We start from the raw sequence: 20,901 nt of genomic DNA, 5'->3' as shown, positions 1-20,901 counted from the left end.
AGCGGGCGTCTGCGTCGATCAGGCGAAGATCTTGCCGGGGTTCATGATGCCGTTCGGGTCGAACACCGCCTTGACCGCCTTCATGCAGGCGATTTCCGCTGGCGAACGGCTGTAGTGCAGGTAATCGCGCTTGGTCATGCCCACGCCGTGTTCGGCGCTGATCGAGCCGTTGTACTTCTGCACGGTCTCGAACACCCACTTGTTGACCACCGCGCACTTGGCGAAGAACTCGTCCTTGGACAGGTTCTCGGGCTTCAAGATATTCAGGTGCAGGTTGCCGTCGCCGATATGGCCGAACCACACCACCTCGAAGTCCGGGTAGTTGGCTTCGACTATGGCGTCGATGTCCTTGAGGAAGGCCGGCACCTGACTGACGGTGACCGAGATGTCGTTCTTGTACGGCGTCCAGTGGCTGATGGTCTCGGAGATGTACTCGCGCAGCTTCCACAGGTTGTGCAGCTGCTGCTCGCTCTGGCTCATCACGCCGTCGACCACCCAGCCCTGCTCGACGCAGTGCTCGAAGGTTTCCAGGGCCTGGTTGGCCACCTCCTCGGTGGTCGCCTCGAACTCCAGCAGGGCGTAGAAGGGGCACTCGCTGTCGAAGGGCGCCGGCACGTCGCCGCGGGCGAGGATCTTGGCCAGGGCCTTGTCGGAGAAGAACTCGAAGGCGGTTAGGTCCAGCTTGCCCTGGAAGGCGTGCAGCACCGGCATGATCGAGTCGAAATCCGGGGTGCCGAGCACCATCGCGGTGAGGTTCTTCGGCGCCCGGTCCAGACGCATGGTGGCCTCGACCACGAAGCCCAAAGTCCCTTCGGCGCCGATAAACAGCTGGCGCAGGTCGTAGCCGGTGGCGTTCTTGATCAGGTCGCGGTTCAGTTCCAGCAGCTCGCCGGTGCCGGTGACCACCTTCAGGCCGGCCACCCAGTTGCGGGTCATGCCGTAGCGAATCACCTTGATCCCGCCGGCATTGGTGCCGATATTGCCGCCAATCTGGCTGGAACCCGAGGAGGCGAAGTCCACCGGGTAGTACAGGCCCTTGTCCTCGGCGAACAGCTGCAGCTGCTTGGTCACCACGCCCGGCTGGCACACCGCGGTGCGGTCGTACTCATTGAAGGCGAGAATCTGGTTCATGTAGTCGAACGCCACCACCACCTCGCCATTGGCCGCCACCGCCGCCGCCGACAGCCCGGTGCGACCACCCGAGGGCACCAGGGCGATTCTGTGCGCATTGGCCCAACGCACGATGGCCTGCACCTGCTCGATGCTCTTGGGGAAGACGATGGCCGAAGGCGCCGGGGCGAAATGCTTGGTCCAGTCCTTGCCGTAGGCCTCGAGGGAATCGGCGTCGGTCAGCACCTTGCCGGGTTCAACCAGGGTCTTCAGCTCTTCGATCTGGGCAGAGGTGGTCATCTACAGAACTCTCAAAGGATTCATGGTCGCCCTGAGAACCATTCAGGTCGCGACCGAGCATTGAAAAAGGCGAACATGCTAGCATACGCACCCCGTGAATCGAGCCATGCAGCGATCTACGGGCGCTGGCTGAGTTTCTCGGCCCTTCCCTGAAAACATCCCTGGGACAACAGGTACTCCGATGAGCAAGACCTCTCTCGACAAGAGCAAGATCAAGTTCCTTCTTCTCGAAGGCGTCCACCAGAATGCCGTGGACACCCTGAAGGCCGCCGGCTACACCAACATCGAGTACCTCAAGGGCGCGCTGTCGGGCGAAGAGCTCAAGGAAAAGATCGCCGAAGCCCATTTCATCGGTATCCGCTCGCGCACCCAGCTGACCGCCGAGGTCTTCGACTGCGCCAAGAAGCTGGTCGCTGTCGGCTGCTTCTGCATCGGCACCAACCAGGTCGACCTGGACGCCGCCCGCGAGCGCGGCATCGCCGTGTTCAACGCGCCCTACTCCAACACCCGTTCGGTGGCCGAACTGGTGCTGGCCGAGGCCATCCTGCTGCTGCGCGGCATCCCCGAGAAGAACGCCTCCTGCCATCGCGGTGGCTGGATCAAGTCGGCGGCCAACTCCTTCGAGATCCGCGGCAAGAAGCTGGGCATCATCGGCTACGGCTCCATCGGCACCCAGCTCTCGGTGCTGGCCGAGGCCCTGGGCATGCAGGTGTACTTCTACGACACAGTGACCAAGCTGCCGCTGGGCAACGCCACGCAGATCGGTGACCTCTACGAGCTGCTGGGCCTGTGCGACATCGTGTCCCTGCACGTGCCGGAGCTGCCGTCCACCCAGTGGATGATCGGCGAGAAGGAAATCCGCGCCATGAAGAAGGGCGGCATCCTGATCAATGCCGCGCGCGGCACCGTGGTCGAGCTGGATCACCTGGCTCAGGCGATCAAGGACGAGCACCTGATCGGCGCCGCCATCGACGTGTTCCCGGTCGAGCCCAAGTCCAACGACGAGGAGTTCGAGAGCCCGCTGCGCGGCCTGGATCGGGTGATCCTCACCCCGCACATCGGCGGCTCGACTGCCGAGGCGCAGGCCAACATCGGCCTGGAAGTGGCCGAGAAGCTGGTCAAGTACAGCGACAACGGTACCTCGGTGTCCTCGGTCAACTTCCCCGAAGTGGCCCTGCCGGCGCACCCGGGCAAGCACCGCCTGCTGCACATCCACGCCAACGTGCCGGGCGTGATGAGCGAGATCAACAAGGTGTTCGCCGACAACGGCATCAACATCTCCGGCCAGTTCCTGCAGACCAACGACAAGGTCGGCTACGTGGTGATCGACGTCGACGCCGAGTACTCCGACCTGGCCCTGGAAAAACTCCAGCACGTCAACGGCACCATCCGCAGCCGCGTCCTGTTCTAAGCCCGCGGCAGCAAGCGAAAAGGGGAGGCTTCGGCCTCCCCTTTTTCGTTCGTCGCCCGGATGCCATCCGGGCTACTGGCCAGCATCCAGCCGTGCCAGCTCGGCGGCGGCCTCATCCAGTTGCGCCTCGTTGAACACCTTGACCCCGGCGCGGCGCAACAAGGCGGCGGTCACGCCTTCGCCCGGCACGCGCACGCCGCTGAAGCTGCCATCGTAGTTCTCCAGATTGCCGCAGGACGGGCTGCGCGCCTTGAGCAGGGCCAGGCGGATGCCGTGCTCGCGCACCAGCGCCAGCGCCTGTTCGGCACCACTGACGAAAGCGGCGGTGACGTCCGCGCCCTCCACCGTCAGCACCGGCAGTTGTCCGTCCAGCACCAGGGCGCCCTGGCCGCCGCGGATTTCCGCCGGCGGCCGCGGCGTCGGCAGGCCGCCGGCCACCTCCGGGCACAGCGCCACCACCCGCCCTTCGTCCAGCCACTGCTGCAGCTGGTCGAAGGGGCCATGGGCGCCGCCGTCGTAACGCACCCGATGGCCGAGCAGGCAGCGACTGACCAATATCTTCTGCATCGACTCTCTCCATTACCGCCACCAGAGTAACCGCCGGTAACAGCGCCGTCAGCCCTCGCTCCGGCACGCGGAAATGCGCCCGCACGCCGCCGTTTTCGGGGCCTGGCGGCCTATCCTTCGGCGGGAAGCGACATTGCCCCGTGGCCAAGCGGGCAGCGCCCCAGCAGACTGGCGCGGCCAACCAGGGAGGTACCCGCTCATGTCCCAGCCGTTTCGCCCGCTCGCCCTGTCACTGCTGTGCGGCCTGGCGCTGCTCGCCCCGTCCGCGCAGGCCGCCCTGCTCGCCCTCGAAGACGCCAGCCTGAGCCAGATCAGCGGCCAGGCCGGCATCAGCATCCGCCTCGACCTGATGGCGCGCATCGACGAGATCCGCTGGCAGGACGACGGCGGCAGCCTGTCGCTGCGCAACGTCAAGATCGACAACGGCTGCCTCAAACCCAGCGACTGCGACGGCTATGCCCTGGGCCCGGCCCAGCTGGGCGCCAGCGTGCCGATCCTCGGCATCGAGGTGCCGACCCTGGAGGTGGACGTGGTCAAGGGCGGCAACGGCCAGAGCCAGCTGCAGCTCAAGCTGCCCAACCTCACCGCGATCAACCAGCAGCTCGGTCCGCTGGGCAAGCTGGTGATCCGCGCCCGCGTGGCCAGCGACCTGTATATCGGCGACACCAGCATCGGCAACGTCGCCCTGCGCGATATCCGCGACATCAATGGCACCATCAAGGTCTGGGGCCACTGAGCGGAGCAAACCCTCAGCTCAGGTCACTACCGCGGCGCCTGAACCAGCCGGTCAGCGACAGTCGCTCGCGAGTGGCCGGCAGCACCTCGTGGGGCATCTCGGCGGAGAGGAACAGCGCCAGGGTGCCGGCCTGCGGCAGCACGTCATGCTCGCGGCCGTCGGCCAGGTACAGGCGCAACGCGCCGCCCTGCTCGGCCTGCCAATCCTCGTTGAGGTAGAACACCGCCGACACGCTGCGGCGGTCGTCGTCGCGAAAGCGGTCCAGGTGCTTCTGGTAGTAGGCGCCCGGCGCATAGAACGCGAAGTGGCTCTCGTAGTCCTCGAGGCCCAGATACAGTGCCTGATTCAGCGCCCGGCGCAAGCCGTCCATCAGCTGCAGATACTGGTCGCAGGCATGGCTCTGGCCAGGCTCCAGCCATTGGATGCGATCCCCACGAATCCCCTCCTGCACCTGCTGGGCGCTGCCGCGGCCGACGCCGGCGGCACTGAGTTCGCCGCTTTGTGCACGTCTGCGGCACTCGGCGGCCAGTTCGCGGGTCAGAAGCTCAGGGGCGAAAAGCGCCCGTTGCGACCAGCCCTGGCTGGCGAGGTCGTCGATAAGGCTGGCGAAGAGGTGGTGCTGGCTGGATTCGGTCATGGCGGCGATTGTATCAGCGCCAGTCAGTCCGCTCGACAAGCCCCGGCCGGCCGCCGAAAATAGCCGCCCGCTGCCCCCAGCGGACGGCCAGGCCCGTTTGCCAAGGAGTTCTCGATGCGCCTTCTGTTTGCCCTGTTGCTGTTCGGCCTGGCCCTGCCGAGCCTGGCCGACGACCACCTGCGCCTGTACCAGGCGGCCGGCTGGCCGCAACAACGCGAGCACTTCAACCAGGCCCTCGACGCCGCCCAGCAGCGCTACCGCAGCACCCTGCCGCCGGCGGTGTATCAGGCGCTGGTGGACAACAGCAACCGCCGCTTCGCCGCCGCCGCCATCGACAGCCGCGCCCAGCACAGCCTGCGCATGCAGCTGGCCGATCCGCAGCCGGCGCTGGCCTTCTTCCAGTCCGAACTGGGGCGCAAGATAGTCGCCGCCGAGCAGCTGGCCACCCGCAGCGACCAGCTGGCGCGCTACGCCGACGGCCTGCCGCGCAGCGAGGCCGATGCCACCCGGCGCCTGCTGATCCGGCACCTGGCCCAGGCCCTGCCGGCCAAGGAGGCCGGCGCCGAGGTCAGCCTGGCGCTGGCCGGCGTCGCCGCCGACAGCCTCAGCCAGATGCTCCCCGGCCTGCTCGGCGGTGCCCAGGCGCAGAGCCTGCTCAACGGCCAGCGCCAGCGCCTGATGGCGCAGATCGAGCAGGATCTGGACAACACCCTGCTGCACGTCTACCGCGAGCTGAGCGACCCGGAGCTGGAGCAGTTCGTCGAATTCGCCCAGTCGGCGGACGGCCAGGCCTACTACCAGGCCGCCCTGCAAGCGCTGCGCGCCGGGCTGGCAGTGGGCATGAGCACGGCCGAGCTGGAGCCGGCGCCGCAGGGAATCTAAAGCGGCGAGGCAGACGACAGCTAGGCTGGGTTAGGCGCCTGCCGCGGCGGTCGATGCGCCGAAGCCATTCGTTGCGCCTTAACCCAGCGATGGTGCCCGCCGGTATATCGCTGGGCGGGCGGACGCCGGGCGGAGCGCTGCGCACTCCCCGTTGGGCTTCGCTGCGCTCAACGGATCGCAGCCCGGCCCAACCTACGCCAAATGCTCGCGCAGGAAATCGAAATAGCGCTGGCGCAGCGCCTCGCTTTCGTTGGCCAGGTGATGACGCGCTTCGGGCAGGCGCAGGATGCTCGGCCGGCCGAACTTGTCCTGCAGCACCTCGAGGTTGTGCCGCCAGTCCACCGTCATGTCCGCCTCGCCCTGCACGATCAGCGGGCTGTGCGCGCTGCGCGGCGCCGCCTCGATGCGCGGCACCCACTGCGCCAGGGCGCCGACCCAGGCGGTGGGCAGGTTGCGCGGCTGCAGCGGGTCGAGGTTATGGACGAAGTCGATGAACGCGGCGTCGCTGGAATTCTCGCTGAAGCGCCGCGGAATCTCGCGCACGAAGGGGCGCAGCAGGCGGTAGCTGAGCTTCGACCAGGCCCAGGCGCGCGGCCGCACCAGCGGCGCCAGCAGGATGCTCTGGCCCAGCTCGGGGCGTTTGCCGTCGGTCAGCAGGTAGTCCAGCAGGATCGCCCCGCCGGTGCTCTGTCCACATAGATGCCAGGGCTGCGGCAACTGCAGTTCGGCGGCCTGCTCGAACAGCCCGGCAAGCACCAGCTGGTACTCGGCGAAGTCGCCGATGCTGGCCCGCGCGCCGCTGGACAGGCCGTGGCCGGGCAGGTCGCAGGCCAGCACGGCCAGATTCAGCGCCAACGCCCAGTCGATCACGTGGCGGTACAGGCCCATATGGTCGTAGTAGCCGTGCAGCAGCAGCAGGGTGCCGCGCGGCTCGGCCGGCGCCCACAGCTGCACGGCGATCTGGTAGCCGGCGGCGGCGAAGCTGCCGAGGCGATGATCCAGCCCGGCGTGGCGGCCGCCCAGGTCGAGGCCGTAGAAGCTGCGGTAGGCCTGCACCGCCGGCAGCTCCAGACGCGCTGCGGCCAAGGGTCGCAGCAGGGGGCGCAGTTGTTCGGGGCGAAACGGCTCTGGCATGGGGCCTTCCCTAGAGTGCGGCGCGAACCGCGGGGCATTCCTCGAAACCTCGATCTTCAGCTGCCGCACGCGGCGTGGCAAGCTACACACCCTTTTCGCCCGCAGCCGTCCATGCCTCGTCCCTCGCCCAAGACCCTGCTCGCCGCCCTGCTCGCCCTCGTCTGGCTGGGCGGCATGCTGCTGGCCTTCTGGTGGTTCGAGGCGCGCTACCTGCGCCCCTTCGACGAGCGCGCCGCGCTGTTTTCCGGCGCCGAGCTGCGCCTGCCGGCCGAACTGGCCGGCCCCGGGGCGATCCGCCTGGTGCACTTCTGGGACCCGGCCTGCCCGTGCAACGTCGGCAACCAGCAGCACCTGGCCGAGCTGGTCGCGCGCTACGCGCCGCGCGGCGTCGAGTTCCATGCCGTGCAGAAGCCCGGCAGCCAGGGCCGCCTGCCAGCCGAACTGGCCGCGCTCAAGCCGATCGCGGCCCTGCCCGGCAGCGCCGCACTGCCCGCCAGCCCGGCGGTGGCGATCTGGGACGCCCAGGGCCAGCTGGCCTACTTCGGCCCCTACAGCGAAGGCCTGACCTGCAACTCGAGCAACAGCTTTATCGAGCCGATTCTCGAAGCCCTGGCCGCAGGACGCACAGTCGACGCCAGCAATACCCTGGCGGTAGGCTGCTTCTGCGACTGGGCCGACCAGCGACTGACGAGGCCCGAGCAACCGTAGGGTGGGTTAGCCGCCGGTCGCGCTTACCGGTCGATTAGCCCTGTTTGACGCGGCGTAACCCACCATCGGCGCAATACGATCTACCGCCTGGTGGGTTCCGCGACGCACCACCTCCGCGGCGTTTGTCGATCCATTTCCGGCGTCGCTAACCCACCCTACGAACGCTCTTCACTCGCCAGTTGCTCCGTGGCGCGATACAGGCCGCGCGGCGTGCCGCCCTGCCAGCGGCGAAAGGCACGGTAGAAGGGCGACAGCTCGGCGAACCCGCAGGCCCGCGCCACCTCGCGCACACCCAGGCCCTGCTCCAGCAGACGCAGGGCGCGCAGCCGGCGCACCTCGTCGTGCAGCGCGCGGAAGCTGCTGCCCTGCTCGCTCAACGCCCGCTGCAAGGCGCCGCGGCTGCTGTCCAGGGCGCTGGCGCAGGCCGCCAGGCTGCAGGCGGCGCCGCCCAGGTTGAGCTCCAGCCAGTAGCGCACGCGGGCCAGCAAGCGGTTTTCCACCAGCTCGGCCAGCTGCCGTTCGGCTTCCGCGCCGAGCACCTCGAACAGCCGCGGGCTGGCGCTGCGCGACGGCCGGGCGAGCAGCGCGCGCGGCAGGATCAGCACGTCGTGAGGCTGGGCGAAGCGCGGCTCGACGCCGAGCAGGCGGCGGTGCTCGTGCAGACGCCGGGGCGCGGCATGGCGGAAGTCGACGCCGAGCAGCGGCAACTCGCCGCCGGCCGCCGCCAGCATCTTCGGCAGCAACACCGCCAGGCACTCCATCTGCTGACGCAGCGTGTAGCGCCGCGCGAAAAACCGCAGCGCTGTGCGCGATAAATGCTGTGGGCTGATTCTTCCACATACGGCAACTGAATTGCCAAACTCACGGCGGTGGAGGGTTCGAATGGTCGAACTGCCACCGCTGTCTCTGCTGGCTTTCAATCCCTCCCCGCACCGACCACACCTCGGCGATGACCTGGCCCACATAGGTGGTCGTCAGGGTTGCGGTGGTGCCGCTGATCCCAGTCTCGCTATCGAGCACCGCGCTGGTGTCGGCGCGTAGGAGGAGGCAGCTGTAGGTGGTGCCCGCCTCGGGGCCGATGCTGCTCAGTGTGGTGTCGATCAGCTGGTCGGCCTGTCCCAATCTATCGCGGTGGGCCCAGGCCAGTACCACGTCGCCCTCGATGCTGGCCGGCCAGCTGCCGCTGCCGATGGTGAGCTGCCCAGGCGGATACGGCCGCCCCTGGCGCCCACCCAGCAGCAGGCTGTCAGTGCCGGCCAGGCCTGGGGCGAGCTGGCCGATGCTGGTGTTGGTCAGCAGTTGGGCCTGCATGGTGACGCCCGAGGAGTACTCCGTTTCGTCCGCCCCCTCGAAGCCATCGTAGAACCACACCCGCGCCCCGGCGGCATGCGCAGCGGGCACGGTATCGGCGCAGCCGCGGCCGAGGGTGATGGCGCCTGTCACCAGGTCGATGGCATCCACCCGCACGATCTCGTCATCAAGCAGCGCCGCCTGGCCGAGGGTGACGCGATCGAGGTCGACGCCGCCGGTCAGGGTGGCCGAGGTGGCCGAGATGCTGAGCGCGCCCACCAGCTGTGCAGTCGGGCACCAGTCGGCCACACCGCGATCGATGAACGCACCGCTGGCACCTGGTCGCGTGGTGAGGTTGTAGCTCAGCGACAGGCCAGTGGGCTTGGCTGCCAGGGTCGACAGCCAGGCCGCCGTCACGTCCACCAGCGCCAGGTTGGCCGGGTCGATCAGCCCGGCCAGCTCGCGATACGGCACCTCCATCAGCCGGCGCAGGCTGACGGCCTGCGGCGTGCGATCGGGCGGCACGTAACCGCTGGGCGGTACCGCGACGAAGGATGCCGAGGGCAGGCCGAACACATCCTCCAGGGCGGTGACGGTGATCGCCCCGGATGCCAGGGTGCCGTCCTCGATCCGCCCAGCGCGCAGCACGATGGTCTCGATACCGCGTTTGAGCGAGCGCACGCGGAATGGTTTGGCCGGGCCGAGCTTCGAGCCGCGGCGGTCGAGGCGCACCTTGAACTTGCGCAGGTTGCTGCCCTTGACGCGCATGTCGCGCCCAGCGACTCGTCCGGCCAGCTCGGCGGTCGGCAGGCCTGGGTAGCTGACCACCTCGCCGGCCGGGCCGCCCTGAGCCTGGGCGATGGGCGCATTGATCGCGCGGGCACGGCGGGTCTCGCCAGTGATGGCGTCGGTGTACTCGACGAACAGCTGGCTCGGTGCGATCAGCGCGCTGCTGGTCTCGTCCTCCTCGATGCTCAGCAGCCCGGAGTCCTCATCGAACAGCGGCAACGTCTCGACGTCGTAGTCGTCGCGGATCAGCGTCAGGGTGATCAGCCCGGTGGTCCGATCGGGCCCGACATAGGCGCCGACATGGTCGGTGATCTGGTCGCGGAACTCGCTGAGCGACGTCGAGCGCTTCCATTCCAGACACAGGCCGAAGCCCTCGTTGAACAACTGGAGCGCGCCGGCGCGAAACGCCGCGTCGTCCATCAAGCTGCGATCGAGGCCACGGGCCCAATCGCGGTTGGTGTAGGTCTCGTAGAGGATGTGCGCCGGATTCATCGCCCGGATCTGCCCGCCAGAGAGGTCGATCGCGCAGGTCTCCGGGTACCAGGGCTCGCCGTCCCAACCCTTCAGGCGCCGGTAGCGCAACAGCTCCCACGGCTTGGGGTACGGATTGATCGAGGTCACCAGGCCGCTGAAGAAGCCGCCGCAGAATCCACGGAACGCCGGCACCAGGCCGCCCAGCGCAGCAGCCAGACGACTGTTCACCGGCTGATCCTCCTCGCCAAACATCACGTCGAGCTGACCCTGGATGCCGCCTTCGCCCTTGTCGCCGCCGAACAGGTTGGGCGCGTCGATGTTGATGGTCTGGTTGCTGGTGACGTTGCCGGTCCAGGCATTCTTGCCGCTGGCGCGGATGGCCAGCAGGCCGTCCATGGCCTTGCCGATGGCGAAATGAATGTCGAACGAATAGCGAAATCCGACCGTGACCGACTTACTCTTGCTGCCCATTGGCGGCCTCCATGTTGCGCGCGTGCTCAACCAGGTGCGCGGCCAGCGCATTGCCGGTGGCCAGCAGCACCTCGGCGGCGATGCCCTCGCGGACGAACGCCAGCCAGTCGAGGCCATGCTCGGCGAAGAACGCGCGGCTCTGCCGGGCGCAGTAGCCGGTACGGGTGGTCCAGGTCGGCACCGTATGCAGGTGCTGGATGGTCACGATCAGCTCGCCGCTCACTTCTTGCCCCCCTTGCTCTTGATTGCCTGGCTACGCTGGTTGCGCACGCTCAGTACCATCCAGTCCTTCGTCCAGACCTGGCCGAACAGCACCGATTTCTCGGTGCCTTCATCGGCGCGCGGGAAGTCGAAATCGGCGAACGCGGCCGGCTTCGGTTTCTTGGGCTTGGGCTGGGTGGCGTACTGGATGAGGTAGGACGCCACCAAAATCGCGATCTGTACCCACATGGCTAGAACACCTGCTCGCCGTCGAATGGGCTCTTGCCGTCCATATGCGGCACGGCCCGGAGGTTGGGGAGGTTGTCGAATTTGGTATCGCAGGTGCCGGCGAGGAAATCGCAACCGGGGTACACGCGGATCGCCTGCCCGGCCGCCAGCCCGGCCACGCCGCCGAGCAGCTGCAGCACCGAGCCGGCATGCGACTCGATATGCCGGCTGTCGAACTCGCCGGAGCCGATCGACCACTCGACGTAGCCACCGTTGAACCAGCCGTCCGGGTAGCTGGCAAACGCACCGGAGCTGATGGCGAGGCCGTCCAGGCTCTGGATGGTGGTCTCCACCCTGTACACATTGCGATCGACCCCGCACTGCAGCGAATACAGCGTGGTGGTGCAGGTGCGGCTGTAGGTATCGATCAGCCCCGGCCTGTCCATGGAACTCTCGATGTCCTGGCAGGTGATTGTGCAGCTATCCAACCTCGGCCACTTGACGCCGGCGATCGAGCCGGTGAAACGGCTGACGATCTCACCATCGCCATAGTGCATATCGCGCACGCGCAGGTAGATCTCCGCACTGGGCCTACCGCCGCGCCACGGCTGGGCGACCTCGATGTCGGCCGGCGCGGTGATGACGAAGGCATCTTGCTTGCTCACCCCGCTCTGGCGGAGACCGTCATCGCTGATACCGCCGCGCAGGGTGCGAAACACCTGGGTGCTCACGCTGATATCGCGGTCGCTGCTGTTGTACAACCAGCGCAGCACGCCACGGCTGAACTCGTAGAGACGGATCGGCGCGCCACTGGCGAGCGAATGCTCGCGGCTGTCAAAACTCATCGTCACGCTCCTCCCTAAACACCGTTGCCCAGGCGGCAACGCCTTCGCTGTCGGTCATGTGCTCGATATCCTGGGTATCGCTGTCGAAGCGCATCAGGTTCATCCAGCTGATGCGCGCGACCTGGTGCGGCTGCACCTCGACGCCCAGGGCGCTGTCCAGGGCGACGCGTTCGACTTGGCTGTCGAGCTCGTTCGAACCGATCAGCCGGCGCATCAGCACCGAGCCGTCGATCAGCTCGATGCGGATATCGCGCCGCCCGGCCTTGCCGTTGCCGAAGCGGGTGTAGCCGATGTTCTCGACATCCAGGGTGGTGGCCAGCGCGGACACGGTGGCCACCAGGGTCAGGTCATCCATATGGGTCGGCACCCACACCACCTGCTGCCGGCCGCGCATGCCGTAGATAAACGAGCGCACCAGGGCACGCGCCTCGCGGCCGAGATCGAGGTGGCGCTGGCCGAGCAGCTGCAGCGCCCGCCGAGCGGTGTCAGTGATCAGCGGCTGGGCGAATCCGCTGTCGAGCGTCGAGCGCAGGCGCTGCGCGGCGTGGGTTAGGTTGTCGGTGTCATCCGGGCGCCGATCCCACACCGGCCGTCCTCTATATAAGGTGGCCGGCAGCCACTCCGGCCAGTCGCTGGCCTCGACCACCAGGAAACGCACCTCGGCCTCGGCCAGGCGATCGGTGAGTTTTGCCAGCGACGGCTCCTCGAGCAGCTGCGCAGCGCGCGCCGGGTACAGCCGCGAGCCAGCCGGCCAGGCCTGCTGGGTATTGCGCTTGAGCTGCAGGCCGTTGCTCAGTACGTCGAGGATCTCCACCGTCTCGCTGGTGAAGGCATCCTCACCGCGCAGCATGGCCAGGCCACCGTCGCGAAAGTCCAGGTGCTCGGTGCTGCAGGGGATGAAGTCGGCATCTGCGGCGATGCCGGCTGCCAGCAGCTGGATGTCGGGCCACACCGGCATCGACCAGATGCGATCGCTCCAGCCGAACAGGGCCAGGTCAAGCAACTGCCGCTCGCGGCCCTCGGCATACATCGGCCCGCTGAACTCACGGCGCGGCGCCAGGCGCAGCTGGCGGCGCTGGCTCGCGGCCGACTCGCTCTGCAGGATATCGGTGGAGGCCGTCAGGCGCTCGCGGATGCCATCGCCCCAGTCGGGCACGAAGGTCCAGGCGATGATGCGGTTGGCGCTGATGCGTAGGCCGGCCGAACGGCCGTTGTCGAACTCCCACGCCACCACGGTGTCGAGCACCGGCTGGCCATCCGGGGTTACGGTGACCTGCCAATTCAGCTCCTTCAGCGCTGGGAACAGCAGCGGCGGCGCAGGCTGGCCGCTGACCGAAAGCCCCTCGGCAACCCCGGAGATCGCCGTCAGGGTGCGGTTCTCCAGAAATGCGTTCCAAAGCAACACCGGAGTGGTCTGGGCGGACACGACGTTGCCCAGGTCGAGCTGCTGCGGGTTGATGTGGATGCGGTGGTAGTAGTCGTCACTGTAGGTGATGGCGGCGACACCAGACAGCCCCCCACCGTTGGCCTCAACCGGCCAGTGAGTGACTAGCGGCTGAATAGGAGCCTCGCTGACCAGCGTCTCGCCCACCGGCCACCCGATGATGCCGGAGAAGCCCTCGAAATCTGAAGATAGGTTCGGGTTGGCGTCAGGCCATACGGTAGATTGCGGCAAAAGACCACTGAGCACGGCCATTGGTTATGGCCCGTCGTATCGAACAGCCCAGCCGAACGTACCGGTATGGGAGATACCGTTACCGCCGTTGGGCACAGCGCCGTTCTTTTTGTACCAGGGCAGAATCTTCCAGCGATCAGGCCCAAGCGTGAGAATCTGTCCTGGATCGTAGTTATTGAGACGCACATATCGCGCGTTGAGAAGATCGCAGGCCAGCGAGCGCTTGCTGCTCGCTCGGCACACAAAAACCTGGATGGGGATCAACATCGACTCGCCATTCCAAGAGGCGGGTGTGCGCTCGATGTGAGGCGCCGCGCAGGTGACGGCATTAGGGGCGCCTATAGTGGTGAGCAAGTTCTGTGGCTTCCCTGGCCCCCACCCCAACCCGTCGAAATCATGGTGGATATAGGCGTTCTGTGCATAAACTGTGGTCCAGAAAAGGGCGGCCGACGTGGGGAACGGCCCACCTTCTGCAGTTCCACCTCCCGTAGCAGAAATCCAGATTGATCCAGCCGTAGAATCTGACGATGTGGCGCCGAACCACAGCCCGGTTCCTGGTACGCCCGATATCGCAGAGATCCCAAATGCCAACCAGTAGTAACGGTCGACGTTACTGTTAACCACCAGAAAAACTTCGTCTGGCTCCTCGAAGAGGAAGATCTCGTAACTAGATGGCCAGGCCAGCGCTACGCTGGAATTCAACTCCCCTAACCGGACGCTGTATGGCGACGCACCGCTTACAGTAGTACCCGAAACACCCGTACCGCCGCGCACGAATAGGCTGTTCCCTGAAACCGTGACGGCGACGTAAGCACTGCCCTTCTGCAGTACATTGCCGCCCCCAACGACAGACCATCCATGCGCTATACATGCGGCCTGCAGCGCCGATAGGATGTCGGCCAAACTGTTGGCAGATCCCGAGTAGTACGCCATCAATCCATCCTCAGCGCATAGTAGTCGTTGAACCCGGTGCGCCAGACGTCCTGGATCACCACCCAGGTTTTGCCATCGACCACCAGGGTGTTCTCCACCGCATTGTTGAAGCCGGATATCTGCCGAACACCTTCCAACTCGCCGTAGACGCCCGAGGCGTCGCTTAGCACCACGGCCAGCAGCGGATAATTCGTACCGGTCTCGCGTTGCTGGGCCGTTCCTCCAGCAACATAGGCGTTGTTCCATGGCCAGCATTCCGGTTGCTTCCAAGTGCCATCGACGAAGCGCTGGCGCATGTTGTCCCGATTGCCCTTGTAGGGAATCGAATGGCTGGTATCGCTGAATCGAGTGGCCGGGGTACCGCTGAGCATGCCGGCGGCGATCACCGGGTACGGGTACTGGCTCGGCCGGGCATAGGGCAGGAACTTGCCCACGTAGCAGCTCTCGTACACCGGCGTGCCGACCTTCATCGCCAGGGCAATGCGCTGCGGGTTTACCGTCAGCCAGTAGTCGATGCGGTTGTTGTGCGCCGGCACGCCGGAGAGCATGGCGCCGGGCTGGGTGTCGAACGTGTTGCTGGCGACATAACCGGTGAAGCCGGCCGCGGCCAGGTTGTAGTAGTCGGCGCCGGCGTCCTGGTAGGTGCGAAAGCCGACGAAGATCTCCTCCTCGCCGGTGTAGCCCTTGCCCTTGAGGATCATCGCGCGGTTGGCCGAGACGGTGTCGTAACGCAGCACCTCCCACTCGGCATTGGCGGCCGAGGCGGCGCCCTGGGTGACGGGGATGGTGAAGGCATCGGAGACAACGAAGTCCGCGCTGCCGTCGACCAGGGTGAACTTGATCAGGCCGTTATCGTAGGGCGTGCCCACCACTGCGTCGGCCTGGGCGCCGGATACCGACCCGACCACCGAGAACGTACCGCCATTGGCCGCGGCGGCGGTGCAGGTGACGGTCCAGGTCTCGGTCACCGCAGCGGGCGCTGCCTCGACGCTGGTCAGCGTGCCATTGCCGGTGCCGGCATAGCCGATGGCGCCCAGGTCACCGAAGCCGCCGGCGACGTGGCGGATCTGCGCCAGCATGTTGTAGTGGGCCCACAGGCCGTTGCTGTTGTCGACGAAGCCGATTTTGTGTGGCATGTCAGAGCCCCAGTAGCTGGCGCACTTCGGCGCCGTGTTGTTGCAGGTAAACCATGAAGTGCTCCTGGCCGGCCTTGCCCCAGGCCATGCCGGCCACGTCCTCGGGGCGCTGCACGGCGTAGAGGTTCACGTTGGTCTTGAGGCTGGTACCCATGCCCTTGGCCGGCTCGGCCAGGCGGGTGTTGCCCAGGCTTGGCGACGCCAGTGCGGGGGCTGGCACGCCGGCCAGGCCGCCGGTGCTGTGGTGGTACGCGGATTGGAAGGCCCAGTCGTACAGCGCCTGCATGCCGCGGGCGTTGAAGTCGAGCAGGAAGTCAGTGGCTCCAGGCTGCATTGCAGATGCAGCACGGATCACCACCTCTTCGGTGGAGAGCGCGGCCAGGATGGAGTCGCTGGTCGGCGTGCCGGGGCCCCTGACCTTGCCGCCCTCGGCGAAGCCGAAGGCGCCGGTGTAGGTGCTGGCACCGCCGGCACCACCGCCGCCGCTGAACACGGACAACAGCCCGCCCAAGCCACCAGCGCCACCGCCACCGCCGGCCGATCCTGCGTTGGCAGCGGCCAGGCTGGCTGCCGCCGCCTGGATGGCGGCGGCGCCAGTAAGAAGCGTTGCGCCGGCGGCGCTGAGCGCGCCGGCCGAGGTGGTGACCGCCGCGGCGCCAGTGGCCAGCCCTGCGCCCTGGTCACCGCCACCGCCGAACAGCCCCATAACCCCGCCCGCGATGGACTGCGCCAGGTTCTCGGCGGCCATCCGGGTCAGCGCATCGAGCACGCTCTGGCCGAGGGCGGTGACGGCGTCGCGTAGCGTCATCGTGCCGTTGGCCAGGCCGGTCAGGGCTTCGGTGAGGCCGGAGGTGATGCCCTCACGCAGAGTCTCCTGCAGCTTGGTGGTGGTGGCGAGCAGGCGCTGCTGCTGAGCCTCTAGCTCTGCATATGCACGAGATGCTGCTTCACCAACTGCGCCAGGCTGTTGAGCAAGTTCCGCTAGGACGGGCTTCATTTGCTCCAGCTCGGCATAGGTCTGCCGATGGATCTCCAGGATGCGTTCGCGTGCCTGCAACTCGGTGATCAGCCCGGCGTCCTGTTGCACGTTCACCGACTGCTCCTGGCGCTGTTGCTCGCCCTGGATGCGCGCCATCTCGCGCTGCACGTCGTCCACGCGCACCTTGGCCTCGGCCACCGGGATCAGTTTGTCGAGCCAGGCCAGGCCGGCCTCGTTGCCGACCTGCTCGAACTCGGCGCGCATGCCATCGAAGCGGGCGCGGATCTCCAGCAGCGCAGCGTCGGTCTCGCGCCCGGCGGCGCGCAGGAACTCGGCCTCCAGGCCGACATTGGTGCGGGCGTTGGCATCAGCCTGGCGCTGGGCCTCGGCGGCATCGATCAGCACCAGGGCGGCCTGGGCGCGATCAAGCATGGCGTTGGCCAGGCCCTTCTCGGCCAGCTCGTACTGGCGCACCTCAGCGGCGGTCAGGCCGAGCTTGGCCGCCTGATCCTCTAGGCCCTCCACGTAGCTCAGCTGCTGGCGAATGCTCTGCTCGGTGGCGCGTAGCGCGGCCTGGGCGGCGCGCTCCTGCTCGCGCAGCGCCTGGCTGGCCTTACGCTGCTCCTCGGTGGACTTGCGCTTGGCATCCGCCTCGGCCTCATTGGCGGCGCGCTGCTGATCGGTGGCCTCGGCCGCAGCCAGCATGCGCTGGCCCAGCTCGCTGGTGGCCTCGATGTTCTGTTCCAGCATCACCCGCTGCGCGCGCTCGACGTTGGTCAGGTTCTGCAGGCTCTGCAGCTGCGCCTCGGCGCCTTTGACGAAGGCGTCGGCGGCCTTGGTGCGTTCTTGGGTGGCGGCGATCGCCTCGCGGTTGGCCGCGGCGGCTTCGCCCTCCTGCTTGGCCTGCTCGTCGCGCAGGCGGATCTGCTCGCGCAGGCCTTGCTCCTCGGCCTGCAGGCGCGCCTCAAGGGCGGGATCGATGCCGGCGCCGGGCCGATCGCCGCGCACACCGAACATCGCCGCCTGGCGCTGCTGGGCGATGGCGGCGAGCTTGTCCTCCAGGGTGTCAGCGCGGCCGATATCGAGCATGGCATCCCAGGCTTCGGCGGCCACGTTCTTGACGGCCTCCCAGGCCGACTCGACCAGACCGAGATTGCCGGCGATATCGGCGGCACGACCCTGCATCGCTTCAGCCAGCGCTTCCATGGCCACCTGAGCCGCGCCGGCCTGGTCGCCCTGAGCCTCCAGGGCGGCGATCTGCTCGTATACGGCCAGGGTGAGGTAGTTGTACTGCTCGTTGAGCTTGGCCGAGGCCTCGGCCGGCTCCTCGGCCAGGCGCTTGAATTCGTCGACCGTGGCGCTGACGGCGCGCCCGATGCTGTTCTCCATCACCACGGCCGTGGTGGCGATCAGCTCGATCTGCTTGGCAGTGAATTTGCCGGCGGCGGTTACTTCGGCGAGCGCTGCGGCCGCCTGCCGCTGGGTACCGGAAACGCCATCGATCTGACGGGCCATGGCCGCCAGCTGGTCCGAGGTGATGCCGGCTGAGTTACCCGTCAGGGCAATGGCCTTTTCATACTCGTAGGTCTCAGCCGCGCCCTGGACGGCGGCGATCACCGTGGCACCGATGGCGGCGGTGACGCTGGCGATCGCCAGGGTCAGTGGGTTGATGGTACTGACCAACGCTCGGCCGGCGTTGGCCCAGCCGCCGAACGAATCCTTGATCTGCCCGCCTTGCTGCACCGCCACCAACCAGATCGGCATGCCGCTGGCCAGGCTGGTGGTGATGTCGGTGATCTGCATCGGCAGTTGGCGCATCGCCTGCTGGTACTGGCCGGCGCTGATGCTGGCAGCGCGCATTGTGTCGGACGTGCCCGTGAGCGCGGCGCGCTGCGCCTGCAGCTTGGCGTTGAACTCGTCGAAGGCCTCCAGGTCGATCTGGCCCGAGCTGCGCGCGCGGCGCAGTTGCTGCTCCATGTTATCCAGCTCGTCGAGCTTGCGGATCACCGGGTCTATCTTGCCCAGCAGCTGCTGCAGCTCCTGGCCCTCCTTCTCCGCCGCAGCGGCGGCCTGGGCGGCTGCCTCTGCAGCGCGGGCGTCGGCCTGGGCCTTCTGCTCGGCTGCGCGCTCGGCATTGTGGTAGGCGTTCATCGCCTCGGTCTGCGCCGCGGCGGTGCGCTGCCAGGTGGTGTTGGCCTGCTGGGCAACGGTGTTGCCACGCTCGACACTACTGGCCAGGGCATCGGCGGCGGCCTGCTGCTGCAGGCTGGCTTCGACCATAACGCGGATGCGCGCGGCCTGCTGCTCGGCGGACTCGCCGACCTGGCCGAGTTGGGTGCTGCTGGTGGCGGCCGCGGCGCCGACCTCCTCGACGGACTCGGCGAGCCCCTGCAGCTCGCGCTGACCCTGTTCCAGGTCAGTGCGCAGGCGCAGGGCAAACTCGATATCGCCGCGGTTTTTCATCGGTCAGCATCCAGATGGGAGGGATGCCGACATGCTCGCGCGCGCGAGGCGGGATGTAATTTTGACGAGGCAAAAACCGCTAGAACAGACCGGCTGGCTCGGCTGCGATATCCCAGCTGAAGATCAGCACCTCGCGCGCCTCGCTGCCCTTGCCGCCGCCAACGGTGTAGGTGATATCCGTGCTTTCGATGTGGTACCGACTGAATACCCGGCGGATATCGGGGTGGTCGTTGAGGCTGATGATGGCCTTGCCCTTGATCTTGCCGATCAGCTCGGCCATCTCCTCGTACTGCTCGAATCCGAATGGCACACCGTAGCCCTCGGTCTGCCAGTAGGGCGGGTCGCAATAGAACAGGGTATGCGGCCGGTCGTAGCGGCGAATGCACTCAGCCCAGCTCAGGTGCTCGATATAGGTGTTGCTCAGCCGCAGGTGCGCGGCCGACAGCGCCTCCTCGATCCGCAGCAGATTGAGGCCTGGCGGCTGAGTCGTGGCGGTACCGTAGCTCTGGCCATCCACCCGGCCACCGAAGGCACTCTGCTGCAGGTAGTAGAACCTCGCCGCCCGCTGGATATCAGTCAGCGTCTCGGGCCTCGTCTCCTGCAGCCACTTGAACACCTGGCGGCTGCTCAGCGCCCACTTGAACTGGCGGACAAACTCCTCCAGATGGTGCTGCACGACTCGGTACAGATTGACCAGATCACCGTTGATGTCGTTGAGCACCTCGACCTCGGCCGGGACCGGGCGCAGGAAGTAAAGCGCCGCGCCACCCGCGAACGGTTCGACGTAGCAGCTGTGGCGCGGGAACAGCGGGAAGATGCGATCGGCGAGACGGCGTTTGCCGCCTATCCAGGGGATGATGGGTTGGGCTTGCATGAGGCCTCCTGGCCAGCGCTGGTCGGCGCTGTGGGGAGGCTCTCGGCCTTCACGTTATTGATGGCCCGGCAACGCGGGCACTTGATCTGCAACACATCGAACCGGCCAACCTTGGCCAGCAACCGGTGACAACCGCCACAACGTAAGTCTTTCACTCTCGGCAACACCTTTACCATTTGCTAGGCTCGCCTGGCTCGCCTGGCTCGCGCGTGAGCGGAGGGCCTTGGCTGGGCTGGCACGGTATTGCCTGTTCGGCGCCTGGTCCTGGTGTTAGCGCACCAGGGCCAGGCGCCCTTCTTCCATCAATTTGCTGCGTCGGGCGCCTGCTCCTGCAGCTGCTCGATCGCCTCACGGCACTCGGTCGCCGTGGTGCGCTGCAATTCGGCAATGGCCTGTTTCATGGTGCCTCCTACTGGGTCAGCTTCTTCAGGTGCTTCTCGGCAGCCTCACCGCCGGCAAACGCCTGGTTGATGTCGATCAGCGCCTCGGCGCGTTCCTGGCGCCGCAGGCGGCGCTCGGTCTCATATAGCAGCAGTATCTGGCGCTGCGTCAGCCGGCCGATTCGCTCGATGTCGCCGTAGCCGGCCCGGACGAGGGTAGCGTAGACGTCGCTCCAGCGCGGAGCCTTGCCACCTCGCGCTCGGCCCGAATCCGGTCGAGGACGCAGCGATAGAAGAAAGGGCCGTTGGCCGTCCACCAGTACGTCAGCAGGTTACGGCCTTCGATCTGGCTCTTGAGGCTCTGCAGCTCCTCCAGCTCGACATCGGCCGCTACGGCCACCGCTTCGAGTACTGCGTCCTTGTTGCGGGCCATTAGCGCGATGATCTGATCCAGCGCCGGAATCGAATTTGCGCTCACCAGCTCGTACAGCCCATCCAGGAACGGCTGCAGCAGCGGCTGCAGCCGCAGGCCCTCGACGAAGCCATACTCGCGCACCGTCACCTGGCGGCCGTTGAGCGGGGCCACCAGGTTGGGGTGCATCACCTGCAGGTCGTTGGCGCCTTCGGCAGCGCGGGCCTCGGGCGCCTTGATGACACCGCTCTTCCTCCTGGCCATGC

General features: G+C 67.0%; 20 protein-coding genes. 4 read left to right on the top strand and 16 right to left on the bottom strand.

Features of this window, described 5'->3' with window-relative positions; genetic code table 11:
* Window positions 1-18 precede the first annotated feature (18 nt).
* On the bottom strand, window positions 19-1,410 hold the full coding sequence (locus tag ACIGFL_RS14630; RefSeq protein WP_397497676.1) for an FAD-binding oxidoreductase: 1,392 nt from the start codon (window positions 1,408-1,410) through the stop codon (window positions 19-21).
* A 181-nt stretch (window positions 1,411-1,591) separates the two neighbouring features.
* Between ACIGFL_RS14630 and serA the strand changes: the two genes are divergently transcribed.
* On the top strand, window positions 1,592-2,821 hold the full coding sequence (gene serA, locus ACIGFL_RS14625; protein ID WP_122109680.1) for a phosphoglycerate dehydrogenase: 1,230 nt from the start codon (window positions 1,592-1,594) through the stop codon (window positions 2,819-2,821).
* Window positions 2,822-2,893: 72 nt separating this feature from the next.
* Here serA and ACIGFL_RS14620 read toward each other — a convergent pair whose 3' ends face one another.
* On the bottom strand, window positions 2,894-3,388 hold the full coding sequence (locus ACIGFL_RS14620) for a DUF523 domain-containing protein (RefSeq protein ID WP_397497675.1): 495 nt from the start codon (window positions 3,386-3,388) through the stop codon (window positions 2,894-2,896).
* A gap of 199 nt (window positions 3,389-3,587) precedes the next feature.
* Here ACIGFL_RS14620 and ACIGFL_RS14615 point away from each other — a divergent pair, with 199 nt between their 5' ends.
* Window positions 3,588-4,124, top strand: coding sequence for a DUF6160 family protein (locus tag ACIGFL_RS14615; RefSeq protein ID WP_397497674.1), 537 nt, complete (start codon window positions 3,588-3,590; stop codon window positions 4,122-4,124).
* A 13-nt stretch (window positions 4,125-4,137) separates the two neighbouring features.
* Here ACIGFL_RS14615 and ACIGFL_RS14610 read toward each other — a convergent pair whose 3' ends face one another.
* A complete protein-coding gene (locus ACIGFL_RS14610; RefSeq protein WP_122109683.1) occupies window positions 4,138-4,761 on the bottom strand; it encodes a 2OG-Fe(II) oxygenase in 624 nt (207 codons plus the stop codon).
* Between the two features lie 114 nt (window positions 4,762-4,875).
* Here ACIGFL_RS14610 and ACIGFL_RS14605 point away from each other — a divergent pair, with 114 nt between their 5' ends.
* Complete coding sequence (locus tag ACIGFL_RS14605) at window positions 4,876-5,643, top strand: hypothetical protein (RefSeq protein ID WP_122109684.1); 768 nt, start codon at window positions 4,876-4,878, stop codon at window positions 5,641-5,643.
* A gap of 192 nt (window positions 5,644-5,835) precedes the next feature.
* Here ACIGFL_RS14605 and ACIGFL_RS14600 read toward each other — a convergent pair whose 3' ends face one another.
* A complete protein-coding gene (locus tag ACIGFL_RS14600) occupies window positions 5,836-6,777 on the bottom strand; it encodes an alpha/beta hydrolase (RefSeq protein ID WP_397497673.1) in 942 nt (313 codons plus the stop codon).
* A 111-nt stretch (window positions 6,778-6,888) separates the two neighbouring features.
* Between ACIGFL_RS14600 and ACIGFL_RS14595 the strand changes: the two genes are divergently transcribed.
* The gene (locus ACIGFL_RS14595; protein WP_397497672.1) at window positions 6,889-7,485 is read left to right on the top strand and encodes a DUF6436 domain-containing protein; all 597 of its coding nucleotides are present in this window, start codon (window positions 6,889-6,891) and stop codon (window positions 7,483-7,485) included.
* Window positions 7,486-7,640: 155 nt separating this feature from the next.
* Here ACIGFL_RS14595 and ACIGFL_RS14590 read toward each other — a convergent pair whose 3' ends face one another.
* From ACIGFL_RS14590 to ACIGFL_RS14535, 12 genes are all read right to left on the bottom strand, one after another.
* Window positions 7,641-8,231 (bottom strand): helix-turn-helix domain-containing protein, encoded by a 591-nt coding sequence (locus tag ACIGFL_RS14590; protein WP_397497671.1) that lies wholly within the window; start codon window positions 8,229-8,231, stop codon window positions 7,641-7,643.
* A gap of 115 nt (window positions 8,232-8,346) precedes the next feature.
* Window positions 8,347-10,509 carry a hypothetical protein gene (locus ACIGFL_RS14585; RefSeq protein WP_397497670.1) on the bottom strand — a complete coding sequence of 721 codons (2,163 nt, stop codon included), beginning with the start codon at window positions 10,507-10,509 and terminating at the stop codon, window positions 8,347-8,349.
* A complete protein-coding gene (locus tag ACIGFL_RS14580; RefSeq protein ID WP_397497813.1) occupies window positions 10,493-10,720 on the bottom strand; it encodes a hypothetical protein in 228 nt (75 codons plus the stop codon). Before ACIGFL_RS14580 ends, ACIGFL_RS14585 begins: the two co-directional genes overlap by 17 nt.
* An 8-nt stretch (window positions 10,721-10,728) precedes the next feature.
* Window positions 10,729-10,959: a hypothetical protein gene (locus tag ACIGFL_RS14575; RefSeq protein WP_397497669.1), complete on the bottom strand. Its 231-nt coding sequence runs from the start codon at window positions 10,957-10,959 to the stop codon at window positions 10,729-10,731.
* 2 nt (window positions 10,960-10,961) lie between these two features.
* On the bottom strand, window positions 10,962-11,783 hold the full coding sequence (locus ACIGFL_RS14570) for a phage BR0599 family protein (protein ID WP_397497668.1): 822 nt from the start codon (window positions 11,781-11,783) through the stop codon (window positions 10,962-10,964).
* Window positions 11,773-13,374, bottom strand: a complete 1,602-nt coding sequence (locus ACIGFL_RS14565; protein WP_397497667.1) for a hypothetical protein — start codon at window positions 13,372-13,374, stop codon at window positions 11,773-11,775. Before ACIGFL_RS14565 ends, ACIGFL_RS14570 begins: the two co-directional genes overlap by 11 nt.
* Before the next feature lie 108 nt (window positions 13,375-13,482).
* Entirely contained in the window at window positions 13,483-14,391 is a 909-nt protein-coding gene (locus ACIGFL_RS14560) for a hypothetical protein (RefSeq protein ID WP_397497666.1), read from the bottom strand.
* Window positions 14,391-15,527, bottom strand: a complete 1,137-nt coding sequence (locus ACIGFL_RS14555; protein ID WP_397497665.1) for a hypothetical protein — start codon at window positions 15,525-15,527, stop codon at window positions 14,391-14,393. The genes ACIGFL_RS14560 and ACIGFL_RS14555 overlap by 1 nt, the downstream gene beginning before the upstream one ends.
* A 1-nt stretch (window position 15,528) precedes the next feature.
* Window positions 15,529-18,969: a phage tail length tape measure family protein gene (locus tag ACIGFL_RS14550; protein ID WP_397497664.1), complete on the bottom strand. Its 3,441-nt coding sequence runs from the start codon at window positions 18,967-18,969 to the stop codon at window positions 15,529-15,531.
* Between the two features lie 79 nt (window positions 18,970-19,048).
* Window positions 19,049-19,843 (bottom strand): DNA adenine methylase, encoded by a 795-nt coding sequence (locus ACIGFL_RS14545; protein ID WP_397497663.1) that lies wholly within the window; start codon window positions 19,841-19,843, stop codon window positions 19,049-19,051.
* Window positions 19,813-20,019 (bottom strand): Com family DNA-binding transcriptional regulator, encoded by a 207-nt coding sequence (locus tag ACIGFL_RS14540; RefSeq protein ID WP_397497662.1) that lies wholly within the window; start codon window positions 20,017-20,019, stop codon window positions 19,813-19,815. The genes ACIGFL_RS14545 and ACIGFL_RS14540 overlap by 31 nt, the downstream gene beginning before the upstream one ends.
* Before the next feature lie 373 nt (window positions 20,020-20,392).
* On the bottom strand, window positions 20,393-20,899 hold the full coding sequence (locus ACIGFL_RS14535) for a DUF6631 family protein (RefSeq protein ID WP_397497661.1): 507 nt from the start codon (window positions 20,897-20,899) through the stop codon (window positions 20,393-20,395).
* Window positions 20,900-20,901: the final 2 nt, after the last annotated feature.

This window comes from Pseudomonas sp. NPDC077649 (genome assembly GCF_044542855.1).
Lineage (GTDB): Bacteria > Pseudomonadota > Gammaproteobacteria > Pseudomonadales > Pseudomonadaceae > Aquipseudomonas.
The sequence above is the reverse complement of the archived record's forward strand: the minus strand, read 5'-3'. Positions and strand labels throughout refer to the sequence as shown.

Coding starts and splice junctions, on each gene's coding strand:
- ACIGFL_RS14630 (WP_397497676.1), bottom strand. CDS start 1,410: ATGACCACCTCTGCCCAGATCGAAGAGCTGAAGACCCTGGTTGAACCC.
- serA (WP_122109680.1), top strand. CDS start 1,592: ATGAGCAAGACCTCTCTCGACAAGAGCAAGATCAAGTTCCTTCTTCTC.
- ACIGFL_RS14620 (WP_397497675.1), bottom strand. CDS start 3,388: ATGCAGAAGATATTGGTCAGTCGCTGCCTGCTCGGCCATCGGGTGCGT.
- ACIGFL_RS14615 (WP_397497674.1), top strand. CDS start 3,588: ATGTCCCAGCCGTTTCGCCCGCTCGCCCTGTCACTGCTGTGCGGCCTG.
- ACIGFL_RS14610 (WP_122109683.1), bottom strand. CDS start 4,761: ATGACCGAATCCAGCCAGCACCACCTCTTCGCCAGCCTTATCGACGAC.
- ACIGFL_RS14605 (WP_122109684.1), top strand. CDS start 4,876: ATGCGCCTTCTGTTTGCCCTGTTGCTGTTCGGCCTGGCCCTGCCGAGC.
- ACIGFL_RS14600 (WP_397497673.1), bottom strand. CDS start 6,777: ATGCCAGAGCCGTTTCGCCCCGAACAACTGCGCCCCCTGCTGCGACCC.
- ACIGFL_RS14595 (WP_397497672.1), top strand. CDS start 6,889: ATGCCTCGTCCCTCGCCCAAGACCCTGCTCGCCGCCCTGCTCGCCCTC.
- ACIGFL_RS14585 (WP_397497670.1), bottom strand. CDS start 10,509: ATGGGCAGCAAGAGTAAGTCGGTCACGGTCGGATTTCGCTATTCGTTC.
- ACIGFL_RS14575 (WP_397497669.1), bottom strand. CDS start 10,959: ATGTGGGTACAGATCGCGATTTTGGTGGCGTCCTACCTCATCCAGTAC.
- ACIGFL_RS14570 (WP_397497668.1), bottom strand. CDS start 11,783: ATGAGTTTTGACAGCCGCGAGCATTCGCTCGCCAGTGGCGCGCCGATC.
- ACIGFL_RS14560 (WP_397497666.1), bottom strand. CDS start 14,391: ATGGCGTACTACTCGGGATCTGCCAACAGTTTGGCCGACATCCTATCG.
- ACIGFL_RS14555 (WP_397497665.1), bottom strand. CDS start 15,527: ATGCCACACAAAATCGGCTTCGTCGACAACAGCAACGGCCTGTGGGCC.
- ACIGFL_RS14550 (WP_397497664.1), bottom strand. CDS start 18,969: ATGAAAAACCGCGGCGATATCGAGTTTGCCCTGCGCCTGCGCACTGAC.
- ACIGFL_RS14545 (WP_397497663.1), bottom strand. CDS start 19,843: ATGCAAGCCCAACCCATCATCCCCTGGATAGGCGGCAAACGCCGTCTC.
- ACIGFL_RS14540 (WP_397497662.1), bottom strand. CDS start 20,019: ATGGTAAAGGTGTTGCCGAGAGTGAAAGACTTACGTTGTGGCGGTTGT.
- ACIGFL_RS14535 (WP_397497661.1), bottom strand. CDS start 20,899: ATGGCCAGGAGGAAGAGCGGTGTCATCAAGGCGCCCGAGGCCCGCGCT.